Origin of the sequence: Janthinobacterium sp. PLB04, assembly GCF_021165895.1 — a bacterium.
In the GTDB taxonomy this organism is placed as follows: Bacteria; Pseudomonadota; Gammaproteobacteria; order Burkholderiales; family Burkholderiaceae_D; genus Janthinobacterium; species Janthinobacterium lividum.
In genome coordinates this window covers 5,571,853-5,590,228 of sequence record NZ_CP088968.1, presented here as the reverse complement: position 1 = coordinate 5,590,228, position 18,376 = coordinate 5,571,853, and the positions used below count along the sequence as shown (strand labels likewise).

The window sequence follows — 18,376 nt, the reverse complement described above, 5'->3', positions numbered from 1 at the left end:
CAGGCGCCCGCCTGCCTATGATGGCTGGCAGCGGCGCGCCGCGTCGCCTGGCTTTCCCACTGGAGTAATCATGAAGAAACACTGGATGGCGGCGCTGGCCGGCCCCTTCTTGCCCGATGCGGGCTTGCTGTTTGCGCGCGTGACGGGCGCGCTGCTGGTACTGCACGTGCACGGCTTGCCCAAACTGCTGCACTTCTCCGATGAACTGGCGCATATCGACGACCCGCTGCACCTGGGGCGCACCGTCACCCTGTACTGCGCCCTGTTCGCGGAAATCCTCTGCCCGCTGCTGGTCGCCGCCGGCTTGCTGACGCGCCTGGCCTGCCTGCCATTGTTGTTCCTGCTGGGCGTGTCGATGCTGCTCGTGCACCCGGACTGGAGCATCGCCGATGGCCAGTTCGGCTGGCTGCTGATCATCGTCTTTGGCACGATTGCCATCAGTGGCGCGGGCAAGTTTTCGGTGGATGCGCGGCTGCGCCGTTAAATGACGAACTCCCGGGGCAGCTCCGGCTTGTGCGCCAGCAGCAGTGATAATTTCTTTAATGCGTTGGCCAGGCGCGCGCGGTCGCGGATGCTGCCCAGCGAAATGCGGATGGCGTTCGGCGGGCGGTTGTCGTAGAAGGCGTCCGAGGCCGTGACGGCCACGCCCTGGGCGCGGGCCGTGGCGGCCAGTTCGCGCGAGGTCCAGTAGCTGGGCAGTGAATACCATACGTGGATGCCGTTGCTGTGCGGCTGGCTGGTGCCCGTCAAAATCGTGCGGATGACGTCCTGGCGCGCGTCCGCTTCGCTGCGTATGCCGGCCAGCAGCGCGTGCGCGGAGCCGTCGTGTATCCATTGCGTCGTCAGCGCCGTCGTCAGGGGCGTGGCCATCAGGGAAAACGAGCGCATAGCCTGCAGGAAGCGTTCGCGCAGCTGCACCTCGGCGATCAAGGTGTAGGCCATGCGCAGGCCCGGCGCCAGGCATTTCGACAGGGTGGCGATATACGACACGTGGGCGGGCGCGTAATGGGCCAGCGGGGGCGGTGCGTCGGATGCCAGCAGCCAGTACGGGTCATCCTCGATGATGTGCATGCCGCAGCGCTGCACCACCTCCGTGATGGCCAGGCGGCGCGCGGCCGGCATGGTGTGCGCTGTCGGGTTTTGCAGGGTCGGGTTCAAATACACGAGGCGCGCCTGGTGCTTGCGGCACGCCTTTTCCAGCGCTTCGGGCAGCATGCCGTCGGCATCCGTTTCCACGACGATGGCCTTGCGGTTCAGCTGGCTCGCCGCCAGGCGCAGGCCCGGATACACGGCGCTTTCCGTCAGGATGCTGTCGCCGGGCCGGCTGAGAGTCAAGATCAGCGCCGCCAGCGCCGCCTGCGCGCCGGGACAGGCCACCACATGTTCCGCATCGACGTCGCCGAACATGGGCGCGAGCCAGACGGCGCCCGCCGCGCGGTCGGCCTTGCCGCCGCCGCCCAGGTGATAACTCATCAACAGATCGCTGTCCGTGCGCATCAGCACTTGCGCCACGCCCTGTTTCAGCAAGTCGTCGAAATCCACGCCCACGGGCGGCGGCGGGATGTTCATGCTCAGGTCCAGCATCTGCGTCAATTCCACTTTCGGCGCCGCCACATAGGTGCCGCGCGCGCCATGTCCCTCCAGCAGGTTGCGGCGCTTGGCTTCGTCGTAGGCGCGCGTTACCGTCGTCAGGTCGACCTGGTACAGGGCGGCCAGGCGGCGCTGCGGCGGCAATCGGTCACCCGGGCGCAGGCTGCCGTCGGACAACGCGCGCTCGAGCATGTCGGCGATCTGCAGGTAGCGCGGGCCGCCGTGCTGCACGAACGGCGTGATCCACGCGCTGGCCTGGCTTTCTTCTTGTATGGATTTAGATTGGGGCATTTTGTTTTATGTATGGGTATTGCTTCTCGTAATTATGGGCTGAAGCCTTGAAAAAATCCATACATTTATGCGTGGCTGGCTGTAACTTCAGAACGATGCATGACGGATGGTTTGCCCGCCCGTCCCGCCAGGCAGGCGGGGATTGCTATTTCCAATAGGCATTTAAGTCTGCGTCTCAAGGTGTGGCAGCGCACGGTGGCGCGTGGCGGGGGCGGTTAAGGTAGTACCAACAGCTTGCTGCTGATCCACTGTTTGATATGGCTCAGCCCGGCAGCGTTTAGCCGCTTCTTTTTCCCCGAAGCGAGGAGAATCATGATTCGGTCACGGCATCGAGCATGGTTGAAATTATTCACTGTTAAAGGAAACCATCATGAACGCGATTGAAAAAACCAGCTCCGATTTGAACGGCACCGTCCAGGATACCCGCCAGGATTTGCACCGCACCATTGACAAGGTGGCAAGCCAGGCCCAGCCTCTGGCCGACAAGGTGGCCACGCGCGCCCATGACGGCGTGGACCAGGTGGGCGACCGCATCGGCCAGGTCAGCGACACCGTCAACAAGGCTTCCGAAACCTTGATGGCGCGCGGCAAACAATTGGGCGCCGCCTGCCAGCGCGCCGGCGAGACGGGCCGCGATTATGTGCGCGAGCGTCCGGCCGTGTCCTTGCTGATTGCGGCGGCAGCCGGTTATGGCCTGTCGAAACTGCTGGGTTCGCGTAAGTAACTGTACGCAGCCAGGCAAGGTCGTTGTCGTGGGCGCTGGCCCGGTCTGCCTTCATTGCGGGCCGTGCCAGCGCCCACGCGCACAAGGTAGCAGCAAGCGGTAAAGGAGAGTGATGATGCGCTCCATTTTGTTGTGGTTGATCGGCATACCTATTCCCATCATTATTTTGATTGCCCTGTTCGTGCGCTGAATGAGGGAGTTGTAGCGTTACTTCCCGGGGCAAATTACTCACAGGAGATGTAATGGCTAGCAACAAGAAAACGCCGTCCACGGACGGTGCGGGTTCCGTATTGAGCAGCATGTCCGGCCCATCCGACAGCAATGCGCCGCACAGCCTGGGTGCGGACAACGACGTGGCCCGCGCGCTGCTGCAAAAGACGGCCGCCAGCCAGCAGCTGGCCGCCGCCATGGCCGTCAATCCCAAGGAGGATGGCCAGTATGGCGAGGCGGCGCGCACGCCGGTCGAAGGCGTGCATGTGGCGACCGGCGAAGCGCTGGCCACGGCCAGCACCACGGGCGAAACGCTACCTTCTCCGAAGACGGGTGACGGCCAGCCCGCGCTGGGCGAGAATGCGCTGAATAGCTCGCTGGATGGCGCCCGTAGCGACGATAGCGGCTGCGTGCTGACGACCAACCAGGGCGTGCCCGTGGGTGACAACCAGAACTCGCTGAAGGCGGGCTTGCGCGGCCCCACCCTGATGGAAGATTTCATCCTGCGTGAAAAGCTCACGCATTTCGACCATGAGCGCATCCCCGAGCGCGTCGTGCATGCGCGCGGTTCGGCCGCCCACGGTTACTTCGAGTGCTACAAGGAGCAAAGCAAGCATACGCGCGCCAGGCTGTTTGCCAAGGCGGGCAAGCGCACGCCCGTCTTCGTGCGCTTTTCCACGGTGGCCGGCGAACGCGGTTCGACCGATACGGCGCGCGACGTGCGCGGCTTTGCCGTGAAGTTCTATACGGATGAAGGCAACTGGGATTTGGTGGGCAATAACATCCCCGTCTTCTTCATCCAGGATGCGATGAAATTCCCCGACCTCGTGCATGCGGTCAAGCCCGAACCGCACAATGGCATGCCGCAGGCGGCCAGCGCGCACGACACCTTCTGGGATTTCGCCTCACTGTCGCCGGAAATCACGCACATGCTGATGTGGGCCATGTCGGACCGCGCCATCCCGCGCAGTTACCGGATGATGCAGGGCTTCGGCGTGCATACCTTCCGCCTCGTGAATGCCAAGGGGCAGTCCGTGTTCTGCAAATTCCACTGGTCGCCCATGGCCGGCACGCACTCGCTCGTGTGGGACGAAGCCGTCAAGATCAGCGGCGCCGATTCCGACTTCCACCGGCGCGACCTGTGGGAAGCCATCGAGTGCGGCGAGTATCCCGAATACGAGTTGTCCTTTCAGGTCTTCACGGAAGCACAGGCGGAAGCGTTCCCCTTCGACGTGCTCGATCCGACCAAGCTGATTCCCGAAGAACTTGTCCCTCTTGTCCCCGTCGGAAAGATGGTCTTGAACCGCAACCCGGACAATTTTTTCGCCGAGACGGAGCAGGTGGCGTTCTGCACGGCGCACATCGTGCCCGGCATCGATTTCTCCAACGACCCGCTGCTGCAGGGACGCATCCATTCCTATGTCGATACCCAGCTGACGCGCCTGGGCGGCGCCAACTTCCATGAAATCCCCATCAATGCGCCGCTGGCGCCCGTGCACAACAACCAGCGCGACGGCATCCACCGCCAGGCCATCAACCGGGGCCGGGTCGCGTACGAGCCCAATTCGCTGGCGGGCGGCTGCCCGTTCCAGGCGGGCGCGAAGGGTTTCAACAGTTTTCCCGCTTCCGCCGAAGGCGACAAGGTGCGCGGCAAGCCCGAGAAATTCGCCGAGCATTATGGCCAGGCGCGCCTGTTCTGGATCAGCCAGACGCCGGTGGAACAAGACCATATCGTGCATGCGTTCCGCTTTGAGCTGAGCAAGGTGCAGACGGTGGCGATCCGCCAGCGCATCGTCGCCATGCTGCGCAATGTCGATGAGACCCTGGCGCAGCGCCTGGCCGATGGCCTGGGCCTGGCGCTGCCGCCCGTCATGCCGCGCGCCTCCCTGGAGCCGCTGCCGGCATATCCGCCATCGCCAGCCCTGTCGCTCTTTTTCCGCCCCGGCAAGACGGGTATCCATACCTTGCGCGTGGCCATCCTGGTGGGGCCGGGCAGCGATGGCGCGCAAGTGCGCAATATCTATGCCTCGCTGCTGGCCGATGGCGCCGTGCCGCGCCTGGTGGGCAGCCACCTGGGCAAAGTCGACACCAGCGGCGGCGCGCCGCTCGACGTGGAAATCTCGCTCGAAGCGGGACCGTCCGTGCTGTTCGACGCCGTTGTGCTTCCCGACGGCCAGGGCGCCGTGCAGCAGCTGGGCAGCGACGCCAACGCGCTCGACTTCCTGCGCCTGCAATACCGCCACTGCAAGCCGATGCTGGCCAGCGGCGCCGGCAAGGACTTGCTGGACAAGGCTGGCGTACCGGCGACCCTGCCCGATGGCAAGCCGGATCCCGCCATCATCGTCGCGCCTTCCGGCGACGTGGTGAAAGCCGTGGCGGCCTTTAAAAAGGCGCTGGCCGCGCACCGGGCGTTTGCGCGCGAGACGGATCCGCCGAGAGTGTGAGTGGCGGCATCAGCAAGGGGGCCGGATCCGCCGGCCCCCTTGCATACGCTGTTTGAGCTGCATGCGCAACGCCCTGCAACAATGTAAACAATAAAAACGTCCTGCGGTGATATGCTGCTGACTAGAACTGTTCATTTGCAACTATTTGCTTGAAGGAAGCAGAACAGCAGCAAGGAACGGCTTCAGCAAACCGGATCGCGATTACCGCATGGACAAGTACACACCTCGCACCTGGGGGCCGGGCGAACGCCCGACCTTGCCCGGGTCGCCATCGATGCCCGAACATTCGACGCCCAAGCGTGTCGCGTATTTCATCGTCGGCCTGATCGTCGCGCTGACGGGGGGACTGGGCAACGGCCTGGTGACGGCCAATTTGCTGAACCTGCAAGGTTCGCTGGCTGCCTATGCCTACCAGATGCAGTGGCTGCCGGCGGCCTACGTGATGACCATCGTTTCCATGAATCTGCTGCTGGTGAAGTTCCGCCAGCAGTTCGGCCTGCGCCTGTTCACGGAAGCGTTCCTGGTGCTGTATGCGCTCGTCACCTTCGCCCACTTGTATGCGAATACCTTGCCGTCCGCGATCGCCGTGCGCGCCGCGCATGGCATGGTGGGCGGCGCGCTGGGCGTGCTGGGCCTGTACTACACCCTGCAGGCCTTTCCCGCGCGGCACCGCTTGAAGGGCGTGGTGCTGGGCCTCGGTTTTGCCCAGCTGGCGCTGCCCCTGGCGCGCATCTTCACTTCCGAACTGCTGCAGATCGGCGAATGGCATGGCCTGTACTTGTTCGAACTGGGACTGGCCCTGCTGGCGCTGGGCTGCGTGCTGGCCCTGAAACTGCCGCCCGGCGACAGGGTGCAGACGTTCGAGCCGCTCGATTTCCTCACCTTCATCCTGTTCGCGCCCGGCGTGGCCCTGCTGTGCGCCGTGCTGGCGCAGGGGCGCACGGCGTGGTGGATGGAATCCGAGTGGGTGGGCGTGTGCCTGGCATGCTCGATCGTGCTGATCGCCGCCTCGCTGGCCATCGAGCATAACCGCGCGCGCCCGCTGCTCAACACGCGCTGGCTCACCACGGGCAAGATCGCCAAGCTGTTTTTATCCGTGCTGCTGTTTCGTATCGTGCTGTCCGAATCGACGGGCGCCGTCGGCTTCCTGCAGGCGCTGGGCTTGAACACGGACCAGATGCAAAACCTGTTCGTCGTGGTGCTCCTGGGCAGCGTGGCGGGCCTGGTGGTCAGCGCGCTGACGATCAATCCGGCGACGTTGAACCGCTCGCTGATGTTCGCGCTGCTGCTGATCGCTGCAGGCGCCCTGATCGACGCGCATGCCACCAGCCAGACGCGCCCCGTCAACATGTATGTCAGCCAGTTCCTGCTGGCCTTTGGCGGCACGTATTTCCTCGGTCCCACCATGGTGGCCGGCATGGGCGCCGTCATCGCCGAACCGCGCAACCTGGTGAGTTTTTCCGTGATGTTTACCATGACGCAGAACCTGGGCGGCCTGCTTGGTGCGGCCATCGTCGGCACCATCCAGACGGCGCGTGAAAAATACCATTCCAGCTACCTGGTCGAGCATCTCACCATGCTTGACCCGCAAGTGGCCGCGCGCGTGCAGTCCGGAGCCGCAAGCTATGGCGGCGTGCTGACGGACCCTGCCTTGCGCAGCGCCCAGGGCGTGGCGCGCCTGGGCGCCATCGCCACGCGCGAAGCCAATGTGCTGGCCTATAACGATGTTTTTTTGATGATCGCCGGCGTCGCCATCGCCACCCTGATCTGGATGCTGGTCAGCCAGTCCTGGACCCGCATCACCACCGGCGCGCGTCGCCTGGTCGGCCCCGTGCGCGATGCGCAGACGGCCATGGCCATCGTCCCCATTACCAATTCGGAACCGAGCAATGACAGAAAATAACACCACGCCGCCAGTACCAACACCAGCACCCGCTACGCCACCTGCCCCGGCGCCTGCGGCAAGCAGCACGCCGCCGCAGCCGGACCGGCGTCACCAGTGGCTGTCCGCGCTGGCCTTTGCCTCCGTGGCCCTGGTGGGCGTGCTGATCGTGCTGTATGCGTGGCGGCTGCCGCCGTTCACCAGCCCCATCGTGACGACGGAAAACGCCACCGTGCGGGGCCAGGTGACCATCATCGGCTCGCAGCTGTCGGGCTATGTGGTGGAAGTGACGGTGCAGGACTTCATGGACGTCAAGGAAGGCCAGCTGCTGGTGCGCATCGACGACCGCATCTACCAGCAGCGCTACGAACAGGCGCAGGCCCAGCTGGCCGCGCAGCAGGCGGCGCTGTCGAACTGGGCGCAGCAAAAGGCCAGCGCGCAGGCGGGCATTTCCGTCAGCGAGGCCGTGATGGCCAATGCAGAAGCGCAGGCGCGCAAGGCCAGCGCCGATCTGAATCGCGTGGAGCAGCTGGTGGCAGACGGTTCCCTGTCGCAGCGCGAACACGACCAGTCGCGCGCCGCGCAGGCGCAGATGGCGGCGGCGCTGGCGCAGGCGCGCGCCAACCTCGACATCGCCCAGCAAAGCGTGCACAGTGTGGTGGTCAACAAGCAGGCGCTGGAAGCGGCCGTGGCGAATGCGCAGGCGGCCGTCAAGGCGGCGAAGATCGACCTCGATAACACGCGCATCGTGGCACCATCCGATGGACAATTGGGCCAGGTGACGGTGCGCCAGGGCGCGTACGTGAATTCCGGTGCGCAGCTGATGGCGCTGGTGCCGCGCCAGATGTGGGTGATTGCCAATTTCAAGGAAACGCAAATGAATGGCGTGCAGGAAGGGCAGAGCGCCACCTTCCACGTCGACGCGCTCGATGGCGCCGTGCTGACGGGCCAGGTGGAACGGATCTCGCCGGCCACCGGCTCCGAGTTTTCCGTGCTGCCGGCCGATAATGCGACGGGCAACTACCTCAAAATCGCCCAGCGCATTCCCGTGCGCATCCGCATCGATGCGGGCCAGGCGAATGCGCGCCGCCTGGTGCCGGGCATGTCGGTGGTGGTCAGCGTCGACACGTCGGCCGTGCTGAACGACTCGGCGGACAATCCCGCGCCACCGCCTGCACCAAAAAAGGCGACCGCGAAGGCCAAGCCATGAAGCGCCGCCTCCTGCTGATTGCCGGCGTGCTGGCGCTGGCGGGCTGCGCCGCCAACGCGCCACCGCCGCCCGCATCGGCCCTGCAACTGCCGTCCGGCTGGCGCGCGCAAGGCGAAGGCGGCGCAGCGTCCGCGCATGGCACACAGCTGGAACAGCTGTGGTGGCAGGCGTTCGGCGATCCGGTTTTAAGTGATCTGGTGGGCGAGGCGCTGGCGCGCAATGGCGACTTGCGCGTGGCGCGCGCCCGCGTGCAGGAATACCGCGCGCGCCTGGCGCAGGCCGATGCGAACCGCGCGCCCAGCCTGGCCTTCGATGGCTCGCCGACGCGCACGCGCACACTTGCGTCGAGCGGCAAGCCGTATGTGACGAACGTCTTCCAGGCCGAACTGCAGGCCAGCTATGAAATCGATGTGTGGGGCCGGCTGGCCAGTCTGAGCGATGCAGCGGGCGAGAGCTATCGTGCCGAACAGGCCAGCCTCGATGCGGCAGCCCTGTCGATCGCCGCCAGCGTGGCGACGAGCTACCTGAACTTGCGGGGCCTCGACGCGCAGCTGGCGTTGACGCAATCGACCCTGCAGCTGCGCGAACAGTCGCGCGAGCTGGCGCGCAAGCAGTTCGAGGTGGGCTACAGTTCGCGTCTGGAATGGCTGCAGGCGCAATCGGAATACCATGCGGCGGCCGAGCAGGTGCCGCAGTTGCAGCGGCAGATCTTCGAACAGGAAAACGCGCTGGCCGTCCTCGTTGGCGGCAATCCCGGTCCCATCGCGCGCGGCTTGCCGCTGGCCGAGCTGGCGGCGCCTGGCGTGCCTGCCGGCTTGCCTTCCGAATTGCTGCGCCGGCGGCCCGACATCGCGCGCGCGGAACACAACCTGGCGGCAGCCAACGCCAGCCTGGCCGCCACGCGCGACCAGCTGCTGCCCTCGTTCAAGCTGACGGCCGTTGGCGGCGGGCAAGCCACAACCCTCACCGATTTCCTGCATGCGCCCACCGCCCTGTGGCGCTTGACGGCGCTGGCGGCCGGCCCCCTGTTCGATGGCGGCAGGGTGCAGGCGCAGACGGATGCGGCCGGTGCGCAGCGCGACCAGCTCGTGTACGCGTATGAAAACGTGGTGCGCAACGCCTTCGCCGAAACGGAGAACAGCCTGGGCGCCATCTACCGCCTGCGGCAGCAAGCAGTGGAAAACGAGGCGCGCCGCGCCACTGCGGCGGATACTCTGCGCATCGCGCACAACCGCTACCGCAATGGCTACGCCTCGTACCTGGAAGAACTCGACGCCCAGCGCACCCTATACAGTGCCGACGTGGGGCTGCTGCAACTGAAGACGCGCGTCCTCGTCGCCTCGGTCGACCTGTACCGGGCCATGGGCGGCGGCTGGTCCGCCAAGACGGAATAGGCGCGCGTGCACGGCGCGGTCGTTTGCCGTGGCCAGTGTAATATTCTGACCGGGGAAAGCGGCGGCATGGTGCCAGCTGCTCCCGTCACGAACGAGGTCGCAGCATGACGATTTTTGGCATAGGCATCCACATCCTGATCGCGGTATTTTTTGCGGTTCACGTGGTGCGCAACGGGCAGCAGCTGTATTGGCTGCTCATTTTATTCATGTTCCCGCTGCTGGGCAGCGTGGTGTATTTCTTCGCCATCTATCTGCCCAATTCGCGCCTGCCGCAAGGCGCGCGCAAGGTCGCTTCGGTGGCCGTGCAAGTGCTCGATCCGAACCGCGAACTGCGCGAGGCGAGAGCCGCTTTCGAGTACACGCCGACGGCGCAAAACCAGATGCGCCTGGCCAGCGCGCTGCTCGAAGCGGGCGACGCGCAGGAAGCGGCATCGACCTATGAAGCCTGCCTGCGGGGAGCGTTTTCATCGGACCTGGAAATTCGCCTGGGCGCGGCGCGCGCCTATCTGGAATGCGAACGGGGCGCCGAGGCATTGACGCACCTGGAATTCATCCGCCGCACGGATATCCATTTCCGTCCCGAGATGGTGTCCCTGCTGACGGCGCGCGCCCTGGCGCAAAGCGGGCGCCAGGTGGAAGCGAAGGCGGAATTCGACGATGCGCTGACGCGCTACAACAGTTTCGAGTGCCGCGCCGAGTGCGCGATCTGGGCGTTGCAGCAGGGCGACAAGGTGTTGTCGGAACGCCTGCTGCTCGATATCGACAGCGCCATGGCCCGCTGGAGCAGCCATACGCGTGCCATGTATGCGCCGCTGCTGGTGCGGCTGGAGGCGGCGCGCAGGTAGCTGGCGTGCGTGGGGGCAGACCCGGCGGGTCCGACCCCGTTAAACGCCAGGCACCGTGTTTTTCCCTTCGATTAATTTATATCCCTTGCCATCGAAAGCATAGCGCGCGTGTCCATTCAACGGCGTGGCGATGCGCGGCGGATCTTCATCCGGCTTGACCGTGACGCCGGGCTTGATCTTCTCGGAGGCACCCTTGAAATCGATCAGCAAGTCATCGTAGGCGCCGCCATTGCGCGCGGGGGCGAAGCGCCACTTGCCTTCGACCATCCAGCATTCATCCATGTCCGGCGTGCAGGCGCCCATATTGTCCGAGTACAGGTCCATGCCGCCATCGAGCGCGGTTACCTTGCCGTCGCCGATTTCAAACAGGGCCAGTTGCGTGATGGTGTAGCCCTGGCCGGTATAGCCATGGCGGATCGCCAGTCCCGGCTTGTTCGCGCCCAGCATGACCCAGTGGACTTCACCGAGCTGCCCCGATGAACCGAGGGCGGCGATGTTTTCCAGGCGTTTCACGACTTGCCACTGGCCGTCTTCCGGCTGGCCCTTGGGCGCCAGGAAAAACACATTCAACAGTCCCGACGAGGCATGCGCCGATTCCGCCGTGCCTTCCGTGTTGGCCGTTTCCGCATTCGCCACCAGGATGGCGCGGCCATCGGGCAGGAGCTTGTGGCTGACGGCACTGACCACGTAACTGAGTTTGTCGACGTGGTTGTCAGGATCGGGCAGGTCGGCCAGCGCATCCTCGCTGTCGCTGCGGTAGTCCTTGCCGAAGATGGCGCGCATCATGCCCACTTCACGCTCGCGCGCCTGCGGCGTGTTCATCGCTTCCGTCCTGGGGGCGGTGGCGGCCGGCGGCGGCACGTGTTCGGCCGATGCTGCATCGTCAGCGGCAGCGGCTGCGGGGACATCGCTTACCACGTCAGCGGCCAGGTCGGCGCTGGCGGGAGCAGTCTTTTCCGAGCAGGCGCCGAGCAGCGCGGATACCAGTAGCAGGACGAGCGGGGTACGGTAATTCATAGGCAGGGCAGATTGCGTTCATGGAGAATGGGCGCAGTATGCCAGATAGATGGAAGCGAGGGAGCGCGGCCTGGCGGCCGGTCCTTCGCTTCCTTGCCCGCGAGGGGCGATTTTTGCAAACAATGGCGACGCCTATTTTTCCAGCGCCACCTTGTCATCGCGCCGCAGCGGCGCCTTCTGGCGGCGCAGTCTGGCCATGCCGCGCTTGAGCAGGTGCTCCAGGTCGTCGATGTAGGTGAACACGGCCGGCACCACCAGCAGGCTCAATAGGGTCGACGTGATCAGGCCGCCGATCACGGTAATGGCCATCGGCGAACGGAAGCTGGGGTCGGCGCCCCAGCCCAGTGCCAGCGGCATCATGCCGGCGCCCATGGCAATCGTCGTCATCAGGATGGGGCGGCTGCGCTTGTGGCAGGCATCGACCAGCGCATCGAAGCGGTTCATGCCGGCCTGGCGCGCCAGGATCGCATAGTCGACCAGCAGGATCGAGTTCTTGGTGACGATCCCCATCAGCATGATCAGGCCGATCATCGATGGCATCGACAGGGCGCTGCCCGTGATCAGCAGCGCCACGAAGGCGCCGCCGATCGACAGCGGCAGCGCCGCCAGGATGGTCACCGGCTGCATGAAGTCCTTGAACAGCAATACCAGCACGCAGTAGATGCACAGCACGCCGATCAGCATGGCCAGGCCGAAGCTGGCGAACAGCGAGGCCATCTCCTGCGCGTCGCCCAGTTCGGCGATCTTCACGGATGGCGGCAAATTCTTCATCGATGGCAGCGCGCGCGCTTCCACGTTCAATTCACCGAGGGTGCGCGAACCGAGCTCCACGTCGAGGGTCACGTTGCGGCTGCGGTTCAAGCGGTCGATCTGCGCCGGGCCGCTTTCCATCGTGACGCTGGCCACGTTCGCCAGGCGCACGGGGCCATTCTTGCCGGGCACCGTCAGGCGCTCGATGGCGGCCAGGTCGGCGCGCACGCTGTTGGGCAGCTTGACGCGGATCGGCACTTGCCGCTCCGGCAGGTTCATTTTCGTCAGGTCCGTGTCGTAGTCGCCGGCCGTGGCCACGCGCACGGTCTCGCCGATGGCTGCCGCCGTCACGCCCAGGTCCGCAGCCTTGGCGAAATCGGGACGCACGATGATTTCCGGGCGCACCAGCGAGGCGCTGGAATTGACGTTGCCGATGCCTTTCAGGCCGCGCAGTTCGCGCTCGACCTTTTGCGCCGCCGCCATCAGCGCCACCGGGTCTTCCGAGCGCAGCACCAGCTGCATCTTGACGCCCGTGTCGGGCGGCCCCACCGTGAAGCGGGCGCCGGGGATCGTATCGAGCTTGTGGCGCAGCTGCGTTTCCAGGTCCGCCATCGATTCCTTGCGCTCCGTGCGGTGCACGGTGGTCAGGGTCAGCACGGCGCGGCGCGCTTCGGCCGCCGCGCCGGGGGCGAAGGCGTCGCCGCTCGAGCCGCCGCCTATCGAACTGAAGACGCCCTTGACGCCCGGCGTGCGCATGGCCGCATCGCGCGCCAGGGCTGCCACGGCCTGCGTTTCACCCAGGGTGGAACCGGGCGGCAGTTCCAGGTTGATCTGCGTCTGCGCGCGGTCGGCGGCCGGCACGAAACCGGTCGGCAGCAGCGGCACGAGCGCGATGGCGCCGACAAAGAACAGGGCCGCGGCGATGGCCGTGATGCCGCGGTGGTTCAGGCACCAGCGCATGACCGTCAGATAGCGCGTCATCAGCCAGCCATCCTGCTCTTCCTTGTGCGGCAGCGGTTTCAATATGTAGGCTGCCATCATCGGCGTGAGCAGACGCGCCACCACCAAGGATGCCAGCACGGCCAGCACGGCCGTCCAGCCGAACTGCTTGAAGAACAGGCCGGGAATGCCGCTCATGAAGGCCGTCGGCAGGAATACTGCCACCAGCGCGAAGGTGGTGGCGATCACCGCCATGCCGATTTCGTCGGCCGCTTCCATGGCCGCTTCCATGGGCGACTTGCCCATGCGCAGATGGCGCTCGATGTTTTCGATTTCCACGATGGCGTCGTCGACCAGCACGCCGACGACCAGGGCCAGCGACAGCAGGGTGACGGTATTGAGCGTGTAGCCGAACCAGTAGATGCCGAGGAAAGCCGGCATCACGGACAGGGGCAGGGCTGCGGCGGCGACCAGGGTGGCGCGCCAGTCGCGCAGGAACCACCACACCACCAGCACGGCCAGCAGCGCGCCTTCGTACAGCAGCTCCATCGAGCCGTCGAAGTTTTCCTCGACGGGGAAGGCATTGTCGATCGACTGCTGCAGCACCACGTTGGGGTTTTCCTTCTGCAGGTCGGCGATGGCGTCGCGTGCGCCCTTGGCAACGGCCACTTCACTGGCGCCCTTGGTGCGGAACACCTCAAAGGCGACGACCGTCTTGCCATCCTGCTCGGCCAGCGCGCGCGGTTCGGCGACCGTGTCGCGCACGGTGGCCACCTGGTCCAGGCGCACATGGCGGCCGTCCGGCAGCGGCACTTCCACGCGCGACAGTTCATCGGCCGTTTTCACGGTGGCGATGGTGCGCACCGATTGCTCGGCGCCGCTGATGTCGCCCCGGCCGCCAGGCGCTTCGCGCTGGACCAGGCGCAACTGGCGCGAGACGTCGAGGGCGGAGACCTTCAATGCCGCCATGCGCGCTTCGTCGAGTTCCACCTGGATCTCGCGGTAGACGCCGCCCACGCGGGTGACGGCGCCCACGCCGGGCACGGTCAGGAGGCGCTTGGCCACCGTGTTGTCGACGAACCAGGACAGGTCGGGAGAGTCGAGCGGGTTGTCGACGCCCGGCTTCGCCGTGGCGATAAAGGTCAGCACCACGCGCCCGGCCGTGGACGCCTTGGTGACGGTGGGGTCGCGCAGCTCGGCCGGCATGTCCGCCTTGACCCGCGCGACGGCATCGCGTACATCGTTGACGGCTTCGGCGATCTGCTTTTCCAGGATGAATTCGACGGTGACCGTGACGACGCCATCGAGCACCTTGGTGTAGATGTTTTTCACGCCTTGCAGGGTGGCGACGGAGTCCTCGATCTTGCGCGCCACTTCCGTTTCCAGTTGGGCCGGCGCGGCGCCTGGCAGCACCGCGCTGACGGTGACGATGGGCAGTTCGATGTCGGGGAAATCCTGCACCGGATTGGCCTTGTAAGCCAGCAGACCGGCCAGGGTCAGCAGCGCGAACAGCATGATGGCCGGGATCGGATTCTTGATCGAGAGGGAGGAAAAATTCATGGCCTCTCCTTACTTTTTCGCTGCGGCCGGCTTGGCTGCTGCTGCGACCGGGGTTGCTACCGGGTTTTGAACATTGCGTACCAGGTCGCCGTCATTGAGGAAGCCTGCGCCGCTGACGACGATGGTCGTGTCGGCCGTGATGCCGCCTAAAATCTCGATGCGGTCGCTCAGGCGCCGTCCGGCCTGCACCTTGATCTGGCTGACCCGCTGGTCGGCATTCAGGCGGAAGACATAGCTGAAGCCATCGCGCACGGCGATCGCCTGCTGCGGCACCGTCAGCGCGCCCGAGTTACCCAGTTCGAATTCGCCGCTGGCGTACATGCCGGCCTTGAACGGCGCATTGTTGCCGGCGCTGGCCGGCAGGTCCACGTACACGAGGGCGGAACGCGTCTGCGGATCGACGGTAGGGGCGATCATGCGCACCTTGCCCGTCAAAACGCTGCCGTTGGCTGCCTTCACCTGCGCCAGGGTGCCCGGTTTCAGGCTCATGAGCTCGGTGGCCGTCACTTCGGCGCGCCATTCGAGGCGGCCCTGGCGGATCATGCGGAACAGTTCCGTGCCGGCACCGACGACGGAGCCGACGGTGGCCGAGCGCGAGGAAATGATGCCGCTGTCGGGCGCCAGCACCTGCGTGTATTTCAGGCGCAGCTGCTGCGACGCCAGTTGCGCCTTGGCGGACGCGATGCGCGCGTTGGCCGTCTGTTCGGCCGTCAGGTACTGGCTGATCTGCTGCGCGCTGATGGCGCCCGTGCTTTGCAGCGAGCGGGCGCGCTGCGCGTTGGCGGCCGCTTCCGCCGCATTCGCTTCCGCTTCCAGCACTGCGGCCTTCGCCTGCGCCACGTCGGCGTTCACCGTGTCGTTCGAGAACACGGCCAGCACCTGGTCGGCGCGCACGACGTCGCCGACATTCACGCGCACCTCGGTGAGGCGCAAGCCGTTCGATTCGCTGCCGATGACGGCTTCCTGCCAGGCGGCCACGTTGCCGTTGGCGTTCAGCTTGATGGGCAGGCTGGCCGTTTGCGGCTTGGCCGTGGTGACGGTGAGCGCCGGCTTTTGCGCCGCGTTCTTATCCTTGGCGTCGTCGGCCGCCGTGGAGGAAGGGGAGTACAGGGCCACGCCGGCGCCCAGCACAACGCAAAGGGCGGCCAGGGCGAGAGCCATCGGTTTCAGGGTCATTTTTTTCATGTTGTCGTATCCGTCAGGGGGCATTGTTGGCGATGGCGCTGCTGCTGTTGCTGCTGCTCCAGCCGCCGCCGGCGGCGCGGTACAGCGCCACCCAGGCGGCGCTGCGTTCGCGCTCGAGGTTGACCACCGTGTTTTCGGCGGCCAGGCGCGTGCGGCGCGCGTCTTCCAGTTCGATCAGGCTGGCCAGGCCATTCTTGTAGCGGTCTTCGGTGGCGACAAACGACACGCGGTAGCCTTCCAGGGCCGTTTTCGCATGGTCGCTGCGCGCGTCCGTGCTGGCCAGGTTGACCAATGCCTCTTCCACTTCGCGCACGGCCTGGCGCACGCCGGCGCGGTATTTCACCACGGCTTCGTCGTAGCGCGCCGTGGCCGCGTCGACCTGGGCGCGGCGGGTGCCGCCGTCGAAGATGGGCAGGCTGACGGCCAGCGGGCCGATGCTCCAGGTACTGGCCGTGATGCTGGTGCCGCCGGCGCGGATATTGCCCTTGCCGATGGAGCCGGCCAGACTCAGACGGGGATAGCGCTGCGCCTGCGCGCCGCGCACTTCGAAGCTGGCGGCCGCCACTTCGCGTTCGGCGCTGTAGATGTCGGGACGCTGGCCCAGGGTTTGCGCCGGCAGTTCCGCAATCGCCACGGGCGAGGGCAGGACCGCCGGGCTGGCCGCCAGCTTCTGGCGCAGCGAGTCTTCCGGCATGGCCGACAGGGCCACCAGCGCCTTGACATTCACGTCGCAGGCGGCGCGCTGTTCGATGGCGCGGCTGGCGCCTTCGGCGGCGCTGGCACGGGCCAGGGCGGCATTGGCGGGCGGCTGGAAGCCGGCGCCGGCGCTCAGTTCCGTCAGGCGCGCCGAGTCGCGTCGCGAGACGGCATCCTGTTCGGCCACGGCCTGCAATTGCTGGCAGGTGCGCAAGGCGTAGTACTGGTTTGCCACTTCGGCGGCGACCGAGACGCGGGCTTCATGCCAGCCGGCGCGGGCGCTGTCGTAGCGCTCCTGCGCCGCATCGCGCGTGGCGCGGTTGGCCCCAAACACATCGATTTCCCACGACGCTTGCAAGGCCGCCTGCGAGGTGGTGCCGCTGGGCTGCGCCGATTGCTGGCTGGTGCGCACCACGCTGCCTGTCGCATCGAGCGTGGGCGCCAGCGCGGCGCCGCCGGCGATGCGATCCGCGCGCGCCTGCACGATGCGCGTGCCGGCGGCGGCGATGGTCGGGCTGACCTGCTGTGCGTCGGTGATCAATTCCACCAGCAGGCTGTCGCCCTGGCCCTGCCACCAGCTGGCCAGGTCCGTCAGCTTCCCGTTATGCGGCAGCGGCGCCTGCCATTGCGCGGGTGCGCTGGCGGCCACCGCTGCGGGCGGTCCCTGCAGGGCGCAACCGCCCAGCGCCAGCGCGATGCTGGCGGCCAGGACGCGTTGAACGGTGCATCGAATAGTCGTCATGCTTGTCCTTCTGCTTGTTGTTGAGCGGTAGGGTGGGAGGGAGGAATGGCCAGGCGCCGGCGCTCCACGTCGGCCATGGCCAGCGCGTAGTCGGTCATGCGCGCCAGCCAGGTATCGATGGCGTGCGGCGTTTCCATCAGTTGCGGGCGCAAGGTGTGCAGCACCTCGGCGCCGACCATGTGCTGCAGGGCCAGCGAGGCGATGGAAAAGGCCAGCCGGTGCATGTCGTCGCTGTTGTCGGGCGCGCCCAGGTGGCGCGCCAGCACGCGCGTGAGCGCCTCGTGTTCGGCACGGATGTTCTGGTCAACCTCGCGCGCCCACAGGCCCGTCGGTTCGAGCATCTCGCGGCACCACAGGCGCATGCAGTCGCGCGCGATTTCTCCCTGCTGCATGGGGGCGAGCAATTGCGCATAAAAGCCTTCCAGGCTCTGGCGCAGGGTGAAATGGGGTTGCTCGTACAGGGCGATATTGTCTTGTGGATTCGATAGTTGATGGGAGAAGGCGGCGCGGTACAGGCCCGCCTTGTCGCCAAAATAGTAGCTGATGGCGGCCGCGTTCGTGCCGGCCGCCTGCGCCAGTTCGCGCGTGGACGTCTTGGCGTAACCCTGCTCGGCAAATAGGCGGATGGCACTGTGCAGCAACCGCTCGCGCGACTGTTCGCCATCGGAACGGGGCTTGCGCCCGTCGTCGGCGGGCACGGTATGGGAAATGTTTTTTTCAATCATGTCGGAGATTTAATCATATATCTCAAACGATTGATATAACTAAATCGTTTGATTTAGTTAAGAAAGGATGAAGATGCGTGAAAAACGCAGGCAAAAAAAAGCCCGCGGTTGTATTCGCGGGCGGAATCCAATGTTCGGAGAACGAATTGGAGGAGACAGTTCTACTATAGCG

The 18,376-nt window shown here is 65.7% G+C and carries 13 protein-coding genes; 7 read left to right on the top strand and 6 right to left on the bottom strand.

Going from position 1 to position 18,376, the window contains the following annotated elements:
• Window positions 1-70: 70 nt before the first annotated feature.
• Window positions 71-484 (top strand): DoxX family protein, encoded by a 414-nt coding sequence (locus LSO07_RS24675; protein WP_208672432.1) that lies wholly within the window; start codon window positions 71-73, stop codon window positions 482-484.
• Here LSO07_RS24675 and LSO07_RS24670 read toward each other — a convergent pair.
• Window positions 481-1,881 carry an aminotransferase-like domain-containing protein gene (locus LSO07_RS24670; protein ID WP_151096850.1) on the bottom strand — a complete coding sequence of 467 codons (1,401 nt, stop codon included), beginning with the start codon at window positions 1,879-1,881 and terminating at the stop codon, window positions 481-483. The two genes, LSO07_RS24675 and LSO07_RS24670, sit on opposite strands and share 4 nt — an antisense overlap.
• 370 nt (window positions 1,882-2,251) lie before the next feature.
• Here LSO07_RS24670 and LSO07_RS24665 point away from each other — a divergent pair, with 370 nt between their 5' ends.
• From LSO07_RS24665 to LSO07_RS24640, 6 genes are all read left to right on the top strand, one after another.
• Window positions 2,252-2,605: a DUF883 family protein gene (locus LSO07_RS24665; RefSeq protein ID WP_070254489.1), complete on the top strand. Its 354-nt coding sequence runs from the start codon at window positions 2,252-2,254 to the stop codon at window positions 2,603-2,605.
• Between the two features lie 242 nt (window positions 2,606-2,847).
• Window positions 2,848-5,259: a catalase gene (locus LSO07_RS24660; RefSeq protein WP_151096849.1), complete on the top strand. Its 2,412-nt coding sequence runs from the start codon at window positions 2,848-2,850 to the stop codon at window positions 5,257-5,259.
• Window positions 5,260-5,467: 208 nt separating this feature from the next.
• The gene (locus LSO07_RS24655; protein ID WP_070254491.1) at window positions 5,468-7,162 is read left to right on the top strand and encodes an MFS transporter; all 1,695 of its coding nucleotides are present in this window, start codon (window positions 5,468-5,470) and stop codon (window positions 7,160-7,162) included.
• Entirely contained in the window at window positions 7,149-8,351 is a 1,203-nt protein-coding gene (locus LSO07_RS24650) for an HlyD family secretion protein (protein ID WP_225317411.1), read from the top strand. Before LSO07_RS24655 ends, LSO07_RS24650 begins: the two co-directional genes overlap by 14 nt.
• Window positions 8,348-9,745, top strand: a complete 1,398-nt coding sequence (locus tag LSO07_RS24645; protein ID WP_151096848.1) for an efflux transporter outer membrane subunit — start codon at window positions 8,348-8,350, stop codon at window positions 9,743-9,745. The genes LSO07_RS24650 and LSO07_RS24645 overlap by 4 nt, the downstream gene beginning before the upstream one ends.
• 104 nt (window positions 9,746-9,849) lie before the next feature.
• Window positions 9,850-10,590 (top strand): tetratricopeptide repeat protein, encoded by a 741-nt coding sequence (locus tag LSO07_RS24640; protein ID WP_070254494.1) that lies wholly within the window; start codon window positions 9,850-9,852, stop codon window positions 10,588-10,590.
• 39 nt (window positions 10,591-10,629) lie between these two features.
• Here LSO07_RS24640 and LSO07_RS24635 read toward each other — a convergent pair whose 3' ends face one another.
• The 5 genes from LSO07_RS24635 to LSO07_RS24615 all read right to left on the bottom strand — a co-directional run bounded on the left by LSO07_RS24635 (window position 10,630) and on the right by LSO07_RS24615 (window position 18,204).
• Window positions 10,630-11,607, bottom strand: coding sequence for a hypothetical protein (locus LSO07_RS24635; RefSeq protein WP_092608179.1), 978 nt, complete (start codon window positions 11,605-11,607; stop codon window positions 10,630-10,632).
• A 132-nt stretch (window positions 11,608-11,739) separates the two neighbouring features.
• Window positions 11,740-14,856, bottom strand: coding sequence for an efflux RND transporter permease subunit (locus tag LSO07_RS24630; RefSeq protein ID WP_034786506.1), 3,117 nt, complete (start codon window positions 14,854-14,856; stop codon window positions 11,740-11,742).
• Between the two features lie 9 nt (window positions 14,857-14,865).
• Window positions 14,866-16,041 (bottom strand): efflux RND transporter periplasmic adaptor subunit, encoded by a 1,176-nt coding sequence (locus LSO07_RS24625; protein WP_151096847.1) that lies wholly within the window; start codon window positions 16,039-16,041, stop codon window positions 14,866-14,868.
• Window positions 16,042-16,054: 13 nt separating this feature from the next.
• Window positions 16,055-17,479, bottom strand: coding sequence for an efflux transporter outer membrane subunit (locus LSO07_RS24620; protein WP_225317410.1), 1,425 nt, complete (start codon window positions 17,477-17,479; stop codon window positions 16,055-16,057).
• Window positions 17,476-18,204 (bottom strand): CerR family C-terminal domain-containing protein, encoded by a 729-nt coding sequence (locus tag LSO07_RS24615; protein ID WP_034786509.1) that lies wholly within the window; start codon window positions 18,202-18,204, stop codon window positions 17,476-17,478. Before LSO07_RS24615 ends, LSO07_RS24620 begins: the two co-directional genes overlap by 4 nt.
• Window positions 18,205-18,376 lie beyond the last annotated feature (172 nt).